This is a genomic window from Streptomyces sp. NPDC099050, assembly GCF_044759865.1.
Taxonomy (GTDB): Bacteria; Actinomycetota; Actinomycetes; order Streptomycetales; family Streptomycetaceae; genus Streptomyces.
Genome location: NZ_JBIWAE010000007.1, coordinates 199,386 through 215,432, shown reverse-complemented (window position 1 = coordinate 215,432; position 16,047 = coordinate 199,386). Strand labels below are relative to the sequence as shown.

At 70.1% G+C, this 16,047-nt stretch carries 18 protein-coding genes and 1 riboswitch; of the genes, 4 read left to right on the top strand and 14 right to left on the bottom strand.

Going from position 1 to position 16,047, the window contains the following annotated elements; genetic code table 11:
* Positions 1–369: 369 nt before the first annotated feature.
* Positions 370–690 (bottom strand): pentapeptide repeat-containing protein, encoded by a 321-nt coding sequence (locus ACIQV3_RS14820; RefSeq protein WP_403712887.1) that lies wholly within the window; start codon positions 688–690, stop codon positions 370–372.
* Between ACIQV3_RS14820 and ACIQV3_RS14815 the strand changes: the two genes are divergently transcribed.
* Positions 623–1,213 carry a polysaccharide deacetylase family protein gene (locus tag ACIQV3_RS14815; protein ID WP_403712886.1) on the top strand — a complete coding sequence of 197 codons (591 nt, stop codon included), beginning with the start codon at positions 623–625 and terminating at the stop codon, positions 1,211–1,213. The two genes, ACIQV3_RS14820 and ACIQV3_RS14815, sit on opposite strands and share 68 nt — an antisense overlap.
* Positions 1,210–2,397, top strand: coding sequence for a YncE family protein (locus tag ACIQV3_RS14810; RefSeq protein WP_403712773.1), 1,188 nt, complete (start codon positions 1,210–1,212; stop codon positions 2,395–2,397). Before ACIQV3_RS14815 ends, ACIQV3_RS14810 begins: the two co-directional genes overlap by 4 nt.
* 96 nt (positions 2,398–2,493) lie before the next feature.
* On the opposite strand, the gene ACIQV3_RS14805 is transcribed toward ACIQV3_RS14810, so the two are convergent.
* Complete coding sequence (locus ACIQV3_RS14805) at positions 2,494–3,732, bottom strand: cytochrome P450 (protein WP_403712772.1); 1,239 nt, start codon at positions 3,730–3,732, stop codon at positions 2,494–2,496.
* A complete protein-coding gene (locus ACIQV3_RS14800) occupies positions 3,713–4,519 on the bottom strand; it encodes a tRNA-dependent cyclodipeptide synthase (RefSeq protein WP_403712771.1) in 807 nt (268 codons plus the stop codon). The genes ACIQV3_RS14805 and ACIQV3_RS14800 overlap by 20 nt, the downstream gene beginning before the upstream one ends.
* 254 nt (positions 4,520–4,773) lie before the next feature.
* On the opposite strand from ACIQV3_RS14800, the gene ACIQV3_RS14795 reads away from it, so the two are divergent.
* On the top strand, positions 4,774–4,986 hold the full coding sequence (locus ACIQV3_RS14795) for an EF-hand domain-containing protein (RefSeq protein ID WP_403712770.1): 213 nt from the start codon (positions 4,774–4,776) through the stop codon (positions 4,984–4,986).
* A 48-nt stretch (positions 4,987–5,034) separates the two neighbouring features.
* Here ACIQV3_RS14795 and ACIQV3_RS14790 read toward each other — a convergent pair whose 3' ends face one another.
* The 5 genes from ACIQV3_RS14790 to ACIQV3_RS14770 all read right to left on the bottom strand — a co-directional run bounded on the left by ACIQV3_RS14790 (position 5,035) and on the right by ACIQV3_RS14770 (position 8,373).
* Positions 5,035–5,589, bottom strand: coding sequence for a PadR family transcriptional regulator (locus tag ACIQV3_RS14790; protein ID WP_403712769.1), 555 nt, complete (start codon positions 5,587–5,589; stop codon positions 5,035–5,037).
* Between the two features lie 164 nt (positions 5,590–5,753).
* Positions 5,754–6,587, bottom strand: a complete 834-nt coding sequence (locus ACIQV3_RS14785; protein ID WP_403712768.1) for an energy-coupling factor ABC transporter ATP-binding protein — start codon at positions 6,585–6,587, stop codon at positions 5,754–5,756.
* Positions 6,584–7,333, bottom strand: coding sequence for a cobalt ECF transporter T component CbiQ (gene cbiQ / locus ACIQV3_RS14780; RefSeq protein WP_403712767.1), 750 nt, complete (start codon positions 7,331–7,333; stop codon positions 6,584–6,586). Before cbiQ ends, ACIQV3_RS14785 begins: the two co-directional genes overlap by 4 nt.
* A gap of 3 nt (positions 7,334–7,336) precedes the next feature.
* Positions 7,337–7,669, bottom strand: a complete 333-nt coding sequence (locus tag ACIQV3_RS14775; protein ID WP_403712885.1) for an energy-coupling factor ABC transporter substrate-binding protein — start codon at positions 7,667–7,669, stop codon at positions 7,337–7,339.
* An 8-nt stretch (positions 7,670–7,677) separates the two neighbouring features.
* Positions 7,678–8,373 carry an energy-coupling factor ABC transporter permease gene (locus ACIQV3_RS14770; RefSeq protein ID WP_403712766.1) on the bottom strand — a complete coding sequence of 232 codons (696 nt, stop codon included), beginning with the start codon at positions 8,371–8,373 and terminating at the stop codon, positions 7,678–7,680.
* A gap of 28 nt (positions 8,374–8,401) precedes the next feature.
* Positions 8,402–8,596: riboswitch (cobalamin riboswitch) on the bottom strand.
* Between the two features lie 109 nt (positions 8,597–8,705).
* On the opposite strand from ACIQV3_RS14770, the gene ACIQV3_RS14765 reads away from it, so the two are divergent.
* Entirely contained in the window at positions 8,706–9,431 is a 726-nt protein-coding gene (locus ACIQV3_RS14765; RefSeq protein WP_403712765.1) for a flavodoxin family protein, read from the top strand.
* A gap of 34 nt (positions 9,432–9,465) precedes the next feature.
* Here ACIQV3_RS14765 and ACIQV3_RS14760 read toward each other — a convergent pair whose 3' ends face one another.
* The 6 genes from ACIQV3_RS14760 to glyA form a co-directional block, all read right to left on the bottom strand.
* Positions 9,466–9,999: a hypothetical protein gene (locus ACIQV3_RS14760; protein WP_403712764.1), complete on the bottom strand. Its 534-nt coding sequence runs from the start codon at positions 9,997–9,999 to the stop codon at positions 9,466–9,468.
* A 169-nt stretch (positions 10,000–10,168) separates the two neighbouring features.
* Positions 10,169–10,576 carry an SsgA family sporulation/cell division regulator gene (locus ACIQV3_RS14755; RefSeq protein ID WP_403712763.1) on the bottom strand — a complete coding sequence of 136 codons (408 nt, stop codon included), beginning with the start codon at positions 10,574–10,576 and terminating at the stop codon, positions 10,169–10,171.
* Between the two features lie 230 nt (positions 10,577–10,806).
* Positions 10,807–11,121 (bottom strand): hypothetical protein, encoded by a 315-nt coding sequence (locus tag ACIQV3_RS14750; RefSeq protein ID WP_403712762.1) that lies wholly within the window; start codon positions 11,119–11,121, stop codon positions 10,807–10,809.
* Between the two features lie 313 nt (positions 11,122–11,434).
* Positions 11,435–12,817, bottom strand: coding sequence for an L-serine ammonia-lyase (locus ACIQV3_RS14745; RefSeq protein ID WP_403712761.1), 1,383 nt, complete (start codon positions 12,815–12,817; stop codon positions 11,435–11,437).
* 144 nt (positions 12,818–12,961) lie between these two features.
* Positions 12,962–14,611 carry an APC family permease gene (locus ACIQV3_RS14740; RefSeq protein ID WP_403712760.1) on the bottom strand — a complete coding sequence of 550 codons (1,650 nt, stop codon included), beginning with the start codon at positions 14,609–14,611 and terminating at the stop codon, positions 12,962–12,964.
* Positions 14,612–14,778: 167 nt separating this feature from the next.
* Positions 14,779–16,035, bottom strand: a complete 1,257-nt coding sequence (gene glyA / locus ACIQV3_RS14735) for a serine hydroxymethyltransferase (protein ID WP_266881241.1) — start codon at positions 16,033–16,035, stop codon at positions 14,779–14,781.
* Positions 16,036–16,047 lie beyond the last annotated feature (12 nt).

Below are 16,047 nucleotides of genomic sequence, written 5' to 3'. Positions count from 1 at the left end.
ACCCCCTGTCGCCGTTGTGGGGCGCTGCGGGGGTTTCATGGGTGTGCCGAGGATCGAAGGGGGTGTGATCCTCGGCAGGGACTTCGCTCGGGTCAACGGGAAGCCGTGATTCCGACTATGGCAGACGAGGGACCAAATGCCAAAAGTCCCAAGTTGGACATAAGTGTGCATATCCTAAGACTTTCTACCTAAATCTTAGGTGAGATGGGCCACTGGCCTCGTAATTAGTGAATAAGTATCGACCGCTCTGAGTGAATCGTTGATCACATAGCGGACGGACACCCGGTGGCACCGGTTCGGCCGAAGGTCCCGAATGGGGTCAATCAATACCTAGGCGGGCATCCACCCCTTAAATGGGCGGGTGCTCTGCTACCCGGACCGCCGATCCGCTCTCCGTGCCGGCGCGGCGGTCGCCGCCGGCGCCCTCGCCGCCGCCTGTGGTGCCCCCGCCGGCCCCGCGGCCCCGGACAAGGCCGCCCCGGACAGGCCGCCGGCCCCGGACAAGGCGGCTCCGGACAAGGCTGCCCCGGACAGGGCTGCCCCGGACAAGGCCGCTCCCGGGAAGGCCGCTCCGGCGAAGGCGGCCCCCGCCCCGCGCCGGTTCCCCGGGCAGCCCGCGGAGATCGGGCACGGTCCCCGGGGCGGGTCCGGCGTCGCGCTCACCTTCCACGGCAACGGCGACCCCGCCATCGCCAAGGCGGTGCTCGCCGAGGCGGAGCGGGCGGGCGCGCGGGTCACCGTCCTGGCCATCGGGGCCTGGCTCGACGCCCACCCGGAGATGGCCCGCCGGATCCTGGACGGCGGGCACGAGCTCGGCAACCACACCCAGCGCCACCTCGCGATCAACACCCTGCCCGAGGAGCAGGCGTACGCCGAGATCACCGGCTGCGCCGACCGGCTCAAACGGCTGACCGGATCCATCGGCACCTGGTTCCGCCCGTCCCAGACCCAGTACGCCACCCCCCTGGTGCGAAAACTGGCCCAGCGGGCGGGCTACCCGCACGTCCTCTCGTACGACGTGGACTCCCTCGACTTCACCTCGCCCGGTGCCGCGACCGTCGTCCGCACCGTCATCGGCCCGATCCAAGGCGGATCGGTGGTGAGCCTGCACTTCGGCTACGCGGACACGGTCGACGCGATGCCGCCCCTCCTCGAAGAACTCGCACGCCGCGAACTGCGCGCGGTGACCACCACGGAGCTGCTGACCCCATGACGACCACCCGCCTTCCCCGGAAGGCCACCGCGCTGCTGGCCGGCCTGGTCCTCGCCGCCCTCGCCGGCTGCGGAGCGGCCGACAAGGGACCCGCCGAGGCCCTCGGCACGAAGGGGCCCGCCGCGCCCGCCAAGGCCGTGCCCGCCGCGCCGCCGGGCCTCGCCGGCATGCCGCCGCTCCTCGATCCGAACGACGTCTACGCGGCCGACCGGCCCAACAAGCTCTCCCCGGTGGTCAAGGACTTCCCGTCCCGCGTCTACGTGCCGAACACCAGCTCCAACACGGTGTCCGTCATCGACCCGGTCACGTACAAGGTCATCGACACCATTCCCGTCGGCATCCAGCCCCAGCACGTGGTCCCCTCCTGGGACATGAAGACCCTCTGGGTCAACAACAACCGGGGCCACACGCTCACCCCGATCAACCCCGCCACCGGCGAGGCCGGCAAGCCCGTGGAGGTGCACGACCCGTACAACCTGTACTTCACGCCCAACGGCAAGTACGCGATCGTCATGGCCTCGATGGACAAGGAACTGGTCTTCCGCGATCCGCACACGATGGACCGCGTGAAGACCGTCCCCGTGACCTGTTTCGGCGTCAATCACGCGGACTTCTCGGCGGACGGCCGCTACTTCATCGTGAGCTGCGAGTTCTCCGGCGAACTGCTCAAGGTCGACACCGAGAAGATGGAGGTCGTCGGCCAGCAGAAACTCCCCTTCGAGGGCGCGATGCCGCAGGACGTCAAGGTCTCGCCGGACGGAAAGACCTTCTACGTCGCCGACATGATGGCCCACGGCATGTGGGTGCTCGGCGGCGACAAGTTCGAGACCCCCAAGCTGCTGCCCACCGGAAAGGGCTGCCACGGCCTGTACGTCAGCCGCGACTCCAAAGAGATGTACGTCTCCAACCGGGGCGAAGGGTCCGTCTCCGTCTTCGACTTCACGCAGAACAAGCTGACCAAGAAGTGGGAGCTGCCCGACGGCGGCAGCCCCGACATGGGCGGCGTCTCCGCCGACGGCAAGGTGCTGTGGCTCTCGGGCCGTTACAACTCCGAGGTCTACGCCATCGACACCACCACCGGCAAGCAGCTCGCCAAGATCCCGGTGGGCGGCGGCCCGCACGGCCTCGCCGTCTACCCGCAGCCCGGCCGCTACTCCCTCGGCCACACCGGCATCTTCCGGTAGGCCGCGGCGCGCGGGCGCGCGAGTACGCAGGAGACGGCCGTGCCCCGGGAGCTCGCACAGCTCCCGGGGCACTCTCAATCGCTCACCGCCGCCTCCTCACCAGGCGACGGGGAGCCGCTCGGGAAGGCGCTTGATGAAGCCGGTCCGCCACACGAGGTTCTCCGCCGGCACCGCGAGACGCAGCTCGGGCAGCCGCTCGACCAGCACCTCCAGCGCGATCTCGGCATGCGCCCGGCCCAGCGCGGAAGCCGGGCAGAAGTGCCGGCCAGCGCCGAAGGCGAGGTTGGCGTTGGAGCTCTCGCGCTCCAGGTCCAGCTCGTCGGGGTTCTCGAAGGCCTCGGGGTCGAAGTTGGCCCCCTCCAGCAGGACGAGGACCAGCTCCCCCTCCTTGACCAGCACGTCCCCGACCCGGATGTCCGCCATCGCGATGCGCGGCAGGCCGTCACCGACGGACAGGTTCCAGCGGAGCAGCTCGTCCACGGCCTTGCCCATGCGCTCCGGGTGGGCGCGCAGGTAGCCGATGAGATCGGGCTTCTGGAGTAGTGCCAGGACGGCCAGGGTCAGGAACGCGGAGGTCGAGACGGCGCCGGCCCCGAAGAGCGAGACGGCGACGGTGGCGAACATGTCGTCGGTCAGGTGCGCCGACTCCGGGTCCGCCTCCTTCAGCTCGGCGAACTTGCCGAGGAGCCCCGTACGCTCCTCGGCGGGAAGCGCCAGCTGCGCCTTCAGCTGCTGCTCGAAGTAGCCGACGTCCTTGTACCAGTTGAGCGCCGAGTCGGCGAACGGCTCGCGCGCGGTCATGAACGCGACGTCCAGCCCCGACATCAGCCGGCGCCAGTCCTCGAACGGCACGCCCAGCACCTGGCAGTGCATGGCCGCCGAGAAGGGGTCGGCGAAGCCGGCCCGCAGGTCGGCGGGCCCTCCTTCGGCGACGAGCTGGTCGATGAGCTCGCCGGCCTTCGCGCGCAGCCGGTCCTGCAGACCCTTCTGGCGCGGGTTGAGCGCCTTCATGACCGCGTTGCGCAGTCCGGCGCTGTTGATGTTGCCCATGTTGTTGACGACCTCGGGCGGGATCGTCAGCGCGTACTGGCGCGGGACACCGGCATTGGCCGTGTCCTTGAGGCTGAAGCGCTCGTCCTCGAGCACCTGCTTGGCGAACGCGTAGCTGCTCACCAGCCAGGCCGGGTCCCCGGTGAGGGTACGGACCTTCGCGACCGGCGCCTTCTCGCGCAGCCAGGTGCACTCCTCGGGGAGCACGTCACCGCGCCGCGAGAGGGGGAAGTCGACGAGGGGCCCGGTGGTCCGTCCGGTGCCCTCAAGCTGCTCGACGCTCATCGACGGTCCCTTCGGTTGGTGCGGTGTGCGCGTTCGTGTGCGTGCTCGTGTGCGTGCTCGTGCTCGCGTGGTTCGGATCGCTCTGTGCCTTTTCGCCCGCCTCGGGGCGTACCACGGCATATGCCTGATTCCTTGTCGCGCGCAGTCCCCCACCGCGCGCGAACAGGACATCGGTCATCGGCATCTTGACGTGGTAGGCCGCCACGGAGGACGGCACGTCGAGAATGCTCGGGGTGTCGATGAAGAACGGCAGCTCGGCTGCCATGTAATCGAAACACACCTGCAACTGTGCGTCGGTGATGGATTCACCTTCCGGCAACTTTGAACCGACAAAGTGCAGGGCCATTTCCTCGCAGCCCTTGCGGAATTCGTCGTCGGTCTCCAGGAAATGGAGCACGCGCCGGTGCAGAAGTTGATAGACGGGGTTCGTCTGGAACTCCGACAGTGCCCTCACTCGGATCTCGGCGTGCGGAGGCCCTGATTCCTCCACACCCTTCAGAATCCTTCGCCGGACTGCCTTGATTTCCTTCGTCGCACGCTTCTCCGCGTGCTCCCGGGTGTAGCCGAAGGCGGCGAACATCCCGTCCACGTGGAGGTCTGCGTACACGAAGTCGACCTGTGCGAAGCGGGTCGTGGCCCATCGGGTGAGGCTGGATATGCGCTCGGAGCTGAAGTAGCTGTTTCCGGGACTCACTCCGATGAGCACATGGTCGCCGTCTTCCCAGATGTGGTGGCAAGTGCGGGTGAAGGGCAGAACTTCGAATGATGCGTCAGCTGTGATCGTCACCTGTGTGATCGCCCTTGTTGCCGCTTGTCCCTGGGAGCCCTGCGCTCCCGGTGTGGCGGCAATGTCGCTACGTTATGCGGTGGTCCCGGAGCGTGACAAGTGGGGGCTTGAATTGTTGGCTGGAATTATCGCTTCCGCGCTACGGAAGGGTAATTGAATTTCTATCTGCCGCTCGAACGGGACCCGGGGCGTGAGGGGGGCGGACATGCCGCTACCCTGAGCCGGTCAACAAGCACCAAGAAGGGGTGGACCCAGTGGCGGACATCGATAGCGCACGGACGACGTTCGGCAAGTTCGACGTGAACGGTGACGGCTTCGTGACGGCCGACGAGTTCCGTTCGGCGATGGCGGAGATGGGCGACCCGTTCGTCACCGGCCCGGTCGCGGAGGCCGTGATCGCCGCCAAGGACTCGAACGACGACGGCCTGCTGAGCTTCGACGAGTTCTGGGCCTCCCTGAACAAGTAAGCCCCCGCGCCACCCCCTGGCCGTCTCCTGCCGGGCCGGGGGTGCGCGTCAGGCCGGCCGCGGCCCGCCGGCCATGCCCTCCACCTCGGCGAGGGCCTCCTCCAGCCAGCGCAGCCAGAAGGTCTCCAACCCGGTTCCCGCGTGCAGCACGACACGCCGCAGCCGGTCCTCGTCGGAGTCCCGGCCGGCCGGGAAATCCTTCTCCTCGATCCCCTCGTACACGGCCAACTGGGCCCGGTGCAGCTCCAGGTGCCGCCGCAGCTCCGCGGCCAGCCCCTGCGGCCCCACGACCGCGGCCGCCCGGATCCGCAGCAGCAGGGGATCCCGCACCGGCTTGGGATCCTGACGCTCCCCGACCCACCGCGCCAGCTCCCCGCTCCCGGCGGGCAGCACCTCGTACTCCTTCTTCTGCCCCCGTACGGGCCCCTCGCTGGGCAGCGCCCGGATCAGCCCGGCCTCCTCCAGCCGGCCGAGCTCCCGGTAGATCTGCTGGTGCGTCGCGGACCAGAAGTACCCGATCGACTTGTCGAACCGCCGGGTCAGCTCCAGCCCCGACGAGGGCTTCTCGAGCAGGGCGGTGAGGATGGCGTGCGGGAGCGACATGCGGCCATCCTAGGTTTGCGGGAGGCGGGGCACCGCGATCCCGTGCTCCGTGGCCACGGCCGGACACCGGGTCTGCGCCGCACGGGATCAGGGTTCGTCGGCCAGGTCCTCGGGGACTGCGGCTCGGAGGGTGCCTTCAGTGTCCGCACGGACGGGGAACCCACCTACTGCCAGGCGGCCAGCGCCTCCGGATCCCGGGGCCCGGGGGCGTCCGCCGCCAGCAGTCCGTGGGCCCGCAACAGTGCGGCCACGGCCGGGGACCAGGCCGGGCGCAGGCCCGCCGAGGTGAGGAGGGCCGGGTCCGAGAGGAGGGCTTCGGCCGGGCCGAAGCGGATGCCCGTCGGGGTCAGGACCGCCGCGTCGTCGGCCCAGCGGACCGCCAGGTCCACGTCGTGGGTGGCCATCACCACCGTGGTGCCGGACGCCCGCAGGCCCGCGAGGACGTCGAGGAGCCGCTCCTGGCCGTCCGGGTCGAGCCCGGCCGTCGGCTCGTCCAGGATCAGCACCCGCGGAGCCATCGCCACCGCCCCGGCGATCGCCGCGCGCTTGCGCTGGCCGTAGGAGAGCAGGTGGGTGGGGCGGTCCCGGAGCGGGGTGATGTCCAGGGCGGCCAGGGCCGAGTCCACGCGGGCGCGGACCTCCGGAGCGGGGAGCCCCAGGTTCATCGGGCCGAAGGACACGTCCTGTTCGACCGAGGCCGCGAACAGCTGGTCGTCGGGGTCCTGCACCACGAGCTGGACGGACGTGCGCAGCCGGGTCAGGCCGGCCCGGTCGTACGGGACCTCCGTGCCGTCCAGCCGCAGCGTTCCCGCGCCGGGCCGCAGGCCGCCGCTCAGCAGCCGCATCAGCGTGGTCTTGCCGCTGCCGTTGCGGCCCAGCAGGGCCAGCGCCCGGCCCGCCGAAATGGCGAAGTCGACGCCGGTCAGGACCGCCGGGCCGTCCTCGTAGGCGTAGCCCGCGCCGGACAGCTCGATCAGGGGGGTGGCCACCGGGTTCAAGAGGAGAGCCCCTTCAGGGTGAGAGTCAGGGTGATCAGGGCCGCCAGCAGCCCCGCGGTGGCCGTCAGGAAGCGCCACGACAGGGCCGCCTCCGGTACGAGGACCCGCAGGGCGCCGTCGTAGCCGCGTCCGGCCAGCCCCGCCTGGAGCTTGGCCGCGCGGTCGAAGGCCCGTACGAAGGAGGTGGCGGCGAGCCCCGCCAGGGAACGCCACGCCGCCGCCCGCCCGGTGTGCCCGAGCCGGGCCGCCTGGGCCCGGCGGACCTGGGCCATGGAGTCGAGCAGCAGGAAGCCGATCCGGTACATGACCAGGGCCACGTCCACCACCGGGGCCGGCACGCCGGCCCGGACCAGCCGGGGCAGGACGTCGGAGACCGGGGTGGTGAACGCGAACAGCAGCAGTCCGAGCGAGGCCGCCGAGGTGCGCAGCAGGAGTTCGGCGGCGGTCCGGGGGCCGTCGGGGGCCAGCGAGACCGGCCCCGCCGGGCCGCCGACCGCGAACAGCAGGGGCAGCGCCCCGGTGAAGCAGAAGCCGAGCGGGATCCGGAAGGCCCGCCAGAGCTGCCGGCCGGCCACTCCGGCCGGGCCGAGCAGCACGGCGAGGGTGGCGGCGGCCACCAGCGGTCCGCCGGGCCAGGGCGGCAGGCACACGGCGGTGACCGTCAGCCCGATCCCGAGCAGGGCCTTCTCCAGGGGGTGCCGGCCGCGCCAGCGACTGCTGTGCGCGGCCACGTCGATCGGCAGCACCGCCTAGGCCTCCGGGGCGGTGCCGTCGGCAGCGGCGGCGGCCGCCCCCTGGCGGCGGCCCTTGCGGACGCCGAAGTAGTAGGCGAGCACGCCCGCGCCCAGTGCCGCCTGCAAGGCGAACAGTGCGGACTCGACCTCGCCGGAGGGGGGCTCGTAGAGAGGGGAGAACCAGGGCTCGTAATCCGGCTTCAGCTCGGTGATCGCGGCCTCCGCCTGCGCGTCGGCGCCCGCGAAGGGCTCCTCCTTGCCCTCGCCCAGCCCCAGGGCGATCGGCAGCACGGCCAGCGCCGCCACCAGGAGCAGCAGCAGGCCGTTGATCTTCGTGTTCTTGGACATTCCGCTCATCAGGCCGCCGCCTTCTCTCCGGAACGGGTGGCCGTCAGCTTCGCGACGCCCAGTCTGACCAGGTCCGACTTGCTCGACGCCATCAGCAGCCGCATCACCAGGACGGTCAGCAGCCCCTCGCTCACGGCCAGCGGGATCTGCGTGACCGCGAAGATCCCCCCGAACTTCGCGAGCGAGCCCGCGAACCCGGAGGCCGGGTCCGGGAAGGCCACGGCGAGCTGCGCGCTGGTGACGCAGTAGGTGATCAGGTCGGCGAAGAAGGCGCCGAAGAACACGGTCACCATCAGCGGGAGCCCGGACCTGCGCAGCAGGCGGTAGACGGCGTAGCCCGCCCACGGGCCGGCGATGGCCATCGAGAAGACGTTGGCGCCGAGGGTGGTGAGCCCGCCGTGCGCCAGCAGAAGGGCCTGGAACAGCAGGGTGATCGTGCCGAGCACCGCCATGATCGGCGGCCGGAACAGGATCGCCCCGAGTCCGGTGCCCGTGGGATGTGAGCAACTGCCGGTCACCGAAGGGATCTTCAGGGCGGACAGGACGAAGGTGAAGGCCCCGGAGGCCCCGAGCAGCAGCGTGCTCTCCGGGTTGGCCTTCACCTCGCGGGTGAGCGCGCGGACGCCGTGGACGACGAAGGGGGCGGACACGGCGCCCCAGGCGACCGCGTGCAAAGGGGGCAGGAACCCCTCGGCTATATGCATGAGTAGGGAGACCTCTCCAGCACCTCGTGGATGGACAACGCGCCCCGGCCGGTCTCCTGGCTCACGGGTTGACGTCCATGCCCCGCCTTCCCGGGCAGCGCGGAACCTCCCGCGCAGCCCAGTGGCTTTCCCGCAGGAGTGGAGCCGGACTTCCCGATCACAGTGGCGAGGGCCGCACCGGTTTCTCACCGGTTTCCCGAACACCAAGGCCCGCTGACCCTAGTCGGCCGCACGGACCGCTCACAAACCCGCCCCCGTCGTACCGGGCCGCGACGGCCCCGGACGGGTGCGGCCCGGTGGCGGCTCCGACGGGCCCCGGCGAGGCTGGGCGGGTGGCTACCGACCCCGCGAAGGACCTCGACTACTCCGATCTCACCGCCGTGTACGTCAACTGCACGCTCAAGCGGTCGCCCGAGCCCAGCAACACCGAGGGCCTGATCGGCAAGAGCCGCGCGGTGATGGAGGCGGCCGGGGTCCGGACCTCGCTCATCCGGGCCGTCGACCACGACATCGCCACCGGTGTCTGGCCCGATATGACCGAACACGGCTGGGAGGGCGATCAGTGGCCGGTGCTCTACAGCCAGATCATGGACGCCGACATCCTGGTGCTGTGCGGCCCGATCTGGCTCGGGGACAACAGCTCGGTGATGAAGCAGGTCATCGAGCGGCTCTACGCCTGCTCCTCGATCCTGAACGACCAGGGCCAGTACGCCTACTACGGGCGCGTGGGCGGGGCGTTGATCACCGGCAACGAGGACGGCGTCAAGCACTGCGCCATGAACATCCTCTACAGCCTCCAGCACCTCGGCTACGCGATCCCCCCGCAGGCCGACGCCGGATGGATCGGCGAGGCCGGACCCGGACCCTCGTACCTGGACCCCGGATCCGGCGGCCCCGAGAACGATTTCACCAACCGGAACACGACCTTCATGAGCTGGAACCTCATGCATCTGGCCGCCCTGCTCAAGCGGTCCGGCGGGATGCCGGCGCACGGCAACCAGCGCTCCCTGTGGGACGCGGGCTGCCGCTTCGACTTCCCTAATCCCGAGCACCGGTAGCGGCCGGGCCCCGTATCCCGCCGGCGGTGCGCGCTCAGCAGACGTTCGGGTGCGCGATGTCCAGGACGAAGCGCTCGGGGGCGTGCAGCTTGAACGAGGTGTAGGCGGGCTTGGTGTCGAAGGCGGCGCCGAAGGTGACGTACCCCTCGTAGTCGCCGGTCAGGGCGATGCCCTTCAGCTTGGGCAGGTAGATCTTGAGGAGCTTGGGCCCGCGGTAGACGCTGTTGCCCGCGTCGTCGTGTCCGGCGGCGGGGTTCAGGCGGATCTCCAGGAAGTACCGCCCGGCCAGCGGAACGGGCTTGCCGGACCCGTCGTAGATCAGCTTCGGGACGGGGGTGACGGTGACCTCGGGTACGTATCCCTGCAGGTCGATGACCACCCGGTCGTACGTGCAGTGACCGCCCCAGCGGGCATTGACGACGAGCGGAGTGACGGTGGCGGTGGTGGCCGGCGTGGTGGGGGTTGCGGTCGTGGCTGCGGCGGAGGCCGGTGCGGCGAAGGCCAGAGTGGCGGCGAGCAGTGCGCCCAACCCCAGTGCGGTGGCCTGCCGGCGGCGTGGACGGTTCATGGCGTCCCCTCGATTCCGAGAGACGGGGAACGGTGTCATCCGTGAAGACGCGCCTGGTACGGCTGCGGTTGCACCGGGTTCACCGGGTTCACCGGGTTCATCCGGTCTGCCGGCTCCCGTCGGTGGCGCCGGTCCCGGCCGCTCCCGCCCGCTTCGCCCGCTTGCCGGTTCAGCTGGGCAGGAGGGAGCTCAGCTCGGCGTCGAGGTCGTAGTACAGGTGCTCCCGGCCGCGCGGCACCAGCTCGGTCATCCGGCGGCACAGCGCCTGTACGTCCTTGGCCCGGGCGGACATCACGCAGGACTGCGCGCCGTTGCTGAAGGCGAGGAACACCCGCGGCTCGGTGCCCTTCCAGCGCGGCCACACCTGGATGTCGCCCTCGCCTGTGGCGCAGACCTGGCCGTCGAGCAGCAGCTCCCGGGAGAAGACCCAGTGGGCGAGGTGCATGCCGGCCCCCTCGAAGTCGAGGGAGATCTCGTAGGGCCGATCGCTGCGGTACACGAAGACGCCCCGCACCGGGGCGGGCGCGGGAGCGGCCTCCAGGCGGAGCGGGAGGACGCGGTGTTCGGTGCCGGTCATGCGGGGCGCCTCTCTCTCGGGGTGGGGTCCCGCCGGCGCACGTGCGTCGGGCCCACTTGGGCAAGCTAGCCCACCTTCCGGCCGCCCGTCCGTGGCCGAAGGTCCCCTTCGGCCGGGCCGCTCGGCCCGACTTCGCCCGGGTCCGCCCGACGCGCCGAGCCCCGCCCTCCGGGGGGAGGGCGGGGCTCGGTGGAAGGGCGTGCGCGGCCGGGGCGGGGCCCCGGCCGGAACTACGGGAGCGGGTTGTAGATGAAGGACTCGTGCGCGTTGGACTGGCCGATCGCGGTGAAGCCCGAACCGTTGGCCTGGGCGCCGTTGTTCTGGTTGGAGGCACCGAAGCCCGAGGCGACCTGCTGGGCGGTGGAGGAGTTGCCGGCGTTGCTGCCGCCGACCCCGCTGCCGAGGACGCCGGCGAGGGCCGCGTTCGACGCGGTCCCGGCCGCACCGGCCCCGTTGTCGGCCTGGGCGACTCCCGAGAGGAGCGCGAAGGCGAGGGGGAGCGATGCGGCGGCCGCCATCACGCGGATGCTGCGGGTGCTTGCCATGATTCAAGTCCTCCAGTTGAGCAAAACGGCTGTGGTCCAAGACGGTTGGCCGACCGTCGGGGGTGTGGACGCGACGTCGTGTGCCCACCCTGGCGCACTTGATCATCAAGAAACCAGCTCAGACCGTCTTGTTCCCCCTCAAGCGTGATCAGCCTTCCGTCAAACCTCACATCCCACCCAATCCCGAACGAAGTTACTGGCGTAACCCACCTATGGATGGCGAGCAGATGGCGAGTTGCGGAAGGGGCCCGGCGCGCAGTGCGCGCCGGGCCCCTTCTCGTGTGCTCGCCTCAGGCGGGCAGTCGCTTCGGTGTCAGCATTCGATGACGTTGACCGCGAGGCCGCCGCGGGCCGTCTCCTTGTACTTGACCTTCATGTCGGCGCCCGTCTCCTTCATGGTCTTGATGACCTTGTCGAGGGAGACCTTGTGGCTGCCGTCGCCGCGCATCGCCATCTTGGCCGCGGTGACGGCCTTGACCGCCGCCATGCCGTTGCGCTCGATGCACGGGATCTGCACGAGGCCGCCGACCGGGTCGCAGGTCAGGCCGAGGTTGTGCTCCATGCCGATCTCGGCCGCGTTCTCGACCTGCTCCGGGGTGCCGCCCAGGACCTCGGCCAGCGCGCCGGCCGCCATCGAGCAGGCCGAGCCGACCTCGCCCTGGCAGCCGACCTCGGCGCCGGAGATCGAGGCGTTCTCCTTGAAGAGCATGCCGATCGCGCCCGCCGCGAGGAGGAAGCGGACCACGCCGTCCTCGTCCGCGCCCGGCACGAAGTTCATGTAGTAGTGCAGGACCGCCGGCAGGACGCCCGCCGCGCCGTTCGTCGGGGCGGTGACGACCCGGCCGCCCGCCGCGTTCTCCTCGTTGACCGCCATCGCGTAGATGGTCGCCCACTCGCTGCGGTGCATCATCGGGTCGCCCTCGGTGCGCAGCTGGCGCGCCGTGGAGGCGGCCCGGCGCTTGACCCGCAGGCCACCGGGGAGGATGCCCTCGCGGGACATGCCGCGCGAGACACAGGCCTGCATGACGCGCCAGATCTCCAGCAGGCCCTCGCGGATCTCGTCCTCGGTGCGCCAGGCCTTCTCGTTCTCCAGCATCATCGAGGAGATCGACAGGCCGGTCTCGTTCGCGAGGCGCAGCATCTCGTCACCGCTGCGGAAGGGGTACTTCAGCGGGGTGTCGTCGAGCTTGATCCGGTCCTCGCCGACCGCGTCCTCGTCCACGACGAAGCCGCCGCCGACCGAGTAGTACGTCTTCTCCAGCAGCGGGGTGCCCGCCTCGTCGTACGCGAAGAGCGTCATGCCGTTCGCGTGGTACGGGAGCGAGCGCCGGCGGTGCAGGATCAGCTGGTTCGGCTCGTCGAAGTCGATCTCGTGGCCGTCACCTATTTCCGTGCCCAGCAGGCGCAGGCGGCCGCTCTGGCGGATGCGCTCGACCTCGGCGTCGGCGGTCTCCACGTTCACGGTGCGGGGGGAGTGGCCCTCCAGGCCCAGCAGCACCGCCTTGGGGGTGCCGTGGCCGTGCCCGGTGGCGCCGAGCGAGCCGAAGAGCTCGGCGCGGACCGAGGCGGTCTGGGCGAGGACGCCGTCCTTCTTGAGCCGGGCGACGAACATGCGCGCGGCGCGCATCGGTCCGACGGTGTGGGAGGAGGAAGGACCGATGCCGATCGAGAAGAGATCGAAGACGGAGATGGCCACGGTTGCGGACTCCTATGTCTGCTCGTGGGTGGGAAGCGTGGGCAGGAGGGGTGGAGAGGGGTGATCTGCGGATTTTGTCCGGCAGCCGAGCTTAACTCGGTGAGGTGAACGGCTCGGCCGCCGGACGGGTCGGGAGGGGGGCGCTCAGGCGTGGGTCAGTTCGCGCTCCGGTGCGGCTGCCGTGCCGGCCTCGCCCGCGGGGGCGTCCAGGACCGGGTCCGGGCCCGGCAGGCCCGCGTGGTGGGCCTTGACCCCGGACCGTACGGCCCAGAAGTAGAAGCCCAGGGCCGAGACGCCCACGAGGGCGATGTCCACGCCGCCGGGGATGAATCCGTGGCCGCCGAACTCCTTGCTGCCGAGCGCGGAGAGCGTGCCCAGCCACAGCAGGAAGGCGATCATCCACCAGGCCGGGGCGAACTGCCTGGCCAGGTTCTTCTCACCCTTGCGCTTGAGCACGATCGCCGCGATGGGGGCGGCGACCAGGGTGAGCAGCACCACCTTGCCGGTGTCCGGCCACTTGGACCAGTACAGGGCGCAGGCGGCGAAGGCGAAGGTGATCGGGCAGAGGATGCTCGCCGCCGGGAGGCGGAAGGGGCGCGGCAGCTCGGGCTTGGTCTTGCGGAAGACGCCGACCGCGATCGGGCCGATCAGGTACGAGACCACCATCGCGGCGGAGACCACGCTGGCCAGGGCCTCCCAGCTGTGGCCGACGGTGACCAGCAGCAGGACCGAGAAGCCGAGGTTGAGCCACATCGCGGGACGCGCGGTGCCGTACTTCGGGTGGACCTCGCGGATCTTCTTCGGGAAGAAGCCGGTGTCCGCGAGGTTCTGCGCCATGTACGAGGCCGAGGCGACGTTGCCGATGTTGGCACCGGACGGGGAGATGAAGGCACCGAACTGGAGCATCGTGACGACCCAGTGCAGCATCAGCATCTTGGCGAGGTCGGCGAACGGCGAGGAGAAGTTGATGCCGCTCCAGCCGCCGGCCTCGGCGAGCTTCTCCGGCGGGACGCCGCCGATGAAGGCGATCTGCAGGGCCAGGTAGATGACCAGGCCGAGGGAGAGCGCGCCCACCAGGGCCAGCGGAATGGCGCGGCCGGGGTTCTTGGCGGCGCCGCCGAGGTTGACGACGGCCTGGAAGCCGTTGAAGGCGAAGACCACGCCGGAGGTGGTGACGGCGGTCATGACCGCGGACCAGCCGTTGGGGGCGAAGCCGCCGTGGTCGGTGAAGTTGCCGGTGTGGAAGCCGGAGGCGATCAGGGCGATCACGGCGAGCACCGGGATGGCGAACTTGACCAGGGTGAGGAGGTTGTTCGCCTTGGCGAGCAGTGCGACCGACCAGTAGCAGGCCAGCCACAGGGCCACGGTCAGGAACAGTGCCATCGCCATGCCGGAGGTGGTCAGGCCGCCGTTCTCGACCAGGCCCTTGGCCCAGCCGAAGTTCCAGGAGGACATGTACTGCGTACCGGCGATGGACTCGATCGGGATCAGCGCTGCGATGGCGATCCAGACCGCCCAGCCGGTGATGAAGCCGAGCACCGGCCCGTGCGAGATGGTGCCGAAGCGGGCCATCGAGCCGGGCAGCGGGTAGGCGGCGCCCACCTCCGCGTAGGACATGGCGATCATGCCGATGAAGACGGCACCGATGACCCAGGCGATGATCGCCGCGGGTCCTGCGACGGCAGCCGCCTGACCCGCCCCGAAGAGCCAGCCCGATCCGAAGATCGAGCCGAGCCCGATCATGATCAGGGCGAAGAGACTGAGTCCCTTCTTGTTCGCTGCGCTCATGTCCATGGGGTGTGCTGTCCGTCCTGCCAGGGGGTGCGGTCTTTCCTTTATCCGGAGCCTATTTGCCATTAATTGGAAGATTCAGTGGCACTAGGTCGCCTCCACCTGGGGCTTTGGTCATGAAAGAGGCCCGGCCCTGTGCAAAACAAGGCCGGGCCCTCTCAGGCCGGCGCCTAGAGCGTCGGGTACAGCGGGAACTTCGCGGCGAGCGCCGAGACGCGCGCCTTGAGGTCATCGGCGTCGTAGGCGGGCTTCAGCGCCTGGGCGATGATCTCGGCGACCTCGGTGAAGGCCTCGGCGTCGAAACCGCGGGTGGCCAGCGCCGGCGTACCGATCCGCAGACCCGAGGTGACCATCGGCGGCCGCGGGTCGTTCGGGATGGCGTTGCGGTTGACCGTGATGCCGACCTCGTGGAGGCGGTCCTCGGCCTGCTGGCCGTCCAGCTCGGAGTTGCGCAGGTCGACCAGGACCAGGTGCACGTCGGTGCCGCCGGTGAGGACGTCCACACCCACGGCCTTGACGTCGTCCTGGACCAGGCGGGCGGCGAGGATCTTCGCGCCCTCCAGGGTCCGCTCCTGGCGCTCCTTGAACTCGGGCGAGGCCGCCACGAGGAAGGAGACGGCCTTGGCCGCGATCACGTGCTCCAGCGGGCCGCCCTGCTGACCGGGGAAGACCGCGGAGTTGATCTTCTTGGCCAGCTCCTGCGTCGACAGGATGACACCGCCGCGCGGACCGCCGAGGGTCTTGTGCGTGGTGGTGGTGACGACGTGGGCGTGCGGCACCGGGTTCGGGTGCAGACCCGCGGCGACCAGGCCGGCGAAGTGCGCCATGTCGACCATCAGGTACGCGCCGACCTCGTCCGCGATGCGGCGGAAGGCGGCGAAGTCCAGCTGGCGCGGGTAGGCGGACCAGCCCGCGACGATCAGCTGCGGCTTGGACTCCTTGGCGAGGCGCTCGACCTCGGCCATGTCGACCTCGCCGGTCTCGTCGACGTGGTACGGGACCACGTTGTAGAGCTTGCCGGAGAAGTTGATCTTCATGCCGTGGGTCAGGTGACCGCCGTGGGCCAGGTTCAGGCCCATGATCGTGTCGCCCGGCTTGATCAGCGCGAACATCGCGGCCGCGTTGGCCTGCGCGCCCGAGTGGGGCTGCACGTTCGCGGCCTCGGCGCCGAAGAGCGCCTTGATGCGGTCGATCGCGATCTGCTCGACCACGTCGACGTGCTCACAACCGCCGTAGTAGCGGCGGCCGGGGTAACCCTCGGCGTACTTGTTGGTCAGGACCGAGCCCTGGGCCTCCATGACGGCGACCGGAGCGAAGTTCTCCGACGCGATCATTTCCAGGGTGGACTGCTGGCGCACGAGTTCGGCGTCGACGGCGGCGGCGACGTCCGGGTCGAGCTCGTGGAGGGGAGTGTTCAGTACAGACATCAGGGTTCCCTG

Excerpts from the sequence above, each read along its gene's own strand:
- glyA (WP_266881241.1), bottom strand. The coding sequence starts at position 16,035 with ATGTCTGTACTGAACACTCCCCTCCACGAGCTCGACCCGGACGTCGCC.
- ACIQV3_RS14760 (WP_403712764.1), bottom strand. The coding sequence starts at position 9,999 with ATGAACCGTCCACGCCGCCGGCAGGCCACCGCACTGGGGTTGGGCGCA.
- ACIQV3_RS14755 (WP_403712763.1), bottom strand. The coding sequence starts at position 10,576 with ATGACCGGCACCGAACACCGCGTCCTCCCGCTCCGCCTGGAGGCCGCT.
- ACIQV3_RS14770 (WP_403712766.1), bottom strand. The coding sequence starts at position 8,373 with ATGCATATAGCCGAGGGGTTCCTGCCCCCTTTGCACGCGGTCGCCTGG.
- ACIQV3_RS14790 (WP_403712769.1), bottom strand. The coding sequence starts at position 5,589 with ATGTCGCTCCCGCACGCCATCCTCACCGCCCTGCTCGAGAAGCCCTCG.
- ACIQV3_RS14775 (WP_403712885.1), bottom strand. The coding sequence starts at position 7,669 with ATGTCCAAGAACACGAAGATCAACGGCCTGCTGCTGCTCCTGGTGGCG.
- ACIQV3_RS14810 (WP_403712773.1), top strand. The coding sequence starts at position 1,210 with ATGACGACCACCCGCCTTCCCCGGAAGGCCACCGCGCTGCTGGCCGGC.
- ACIQV3_RS14740 (WP_403712760.1), bottom strand. The coding sequence starts at position 14,611 with ATGGACATGAGCGCAGCGAACAAGAAGGGACTCAGTCTCTTCGCCCTG.
- ACIQV3_RS14820 (WP_403712887.1), bottom strand. The coding sequence starts at position 690 with ATGGCGGGGTCGCCGTTGCCGTGGAAGGTGAGCGCGACGCCGGACCCG.
- ACIQV3_RS14750 (WP_403712762.1), bottom strand. The coding sequence starts at position 11,121 with ATGGCAAGCACCCGCAGCATCCGCGTGATGGCGGCCGCCGCATCGCTC.
- ACIQV3_RS14805 (WP_403712772.1), bottom strand. The coding sequence starts at position 3,732 with ATGAGCGTCGAGCAGCTTGAGGGCACCGGACGGACCACCGGGCCCCTC.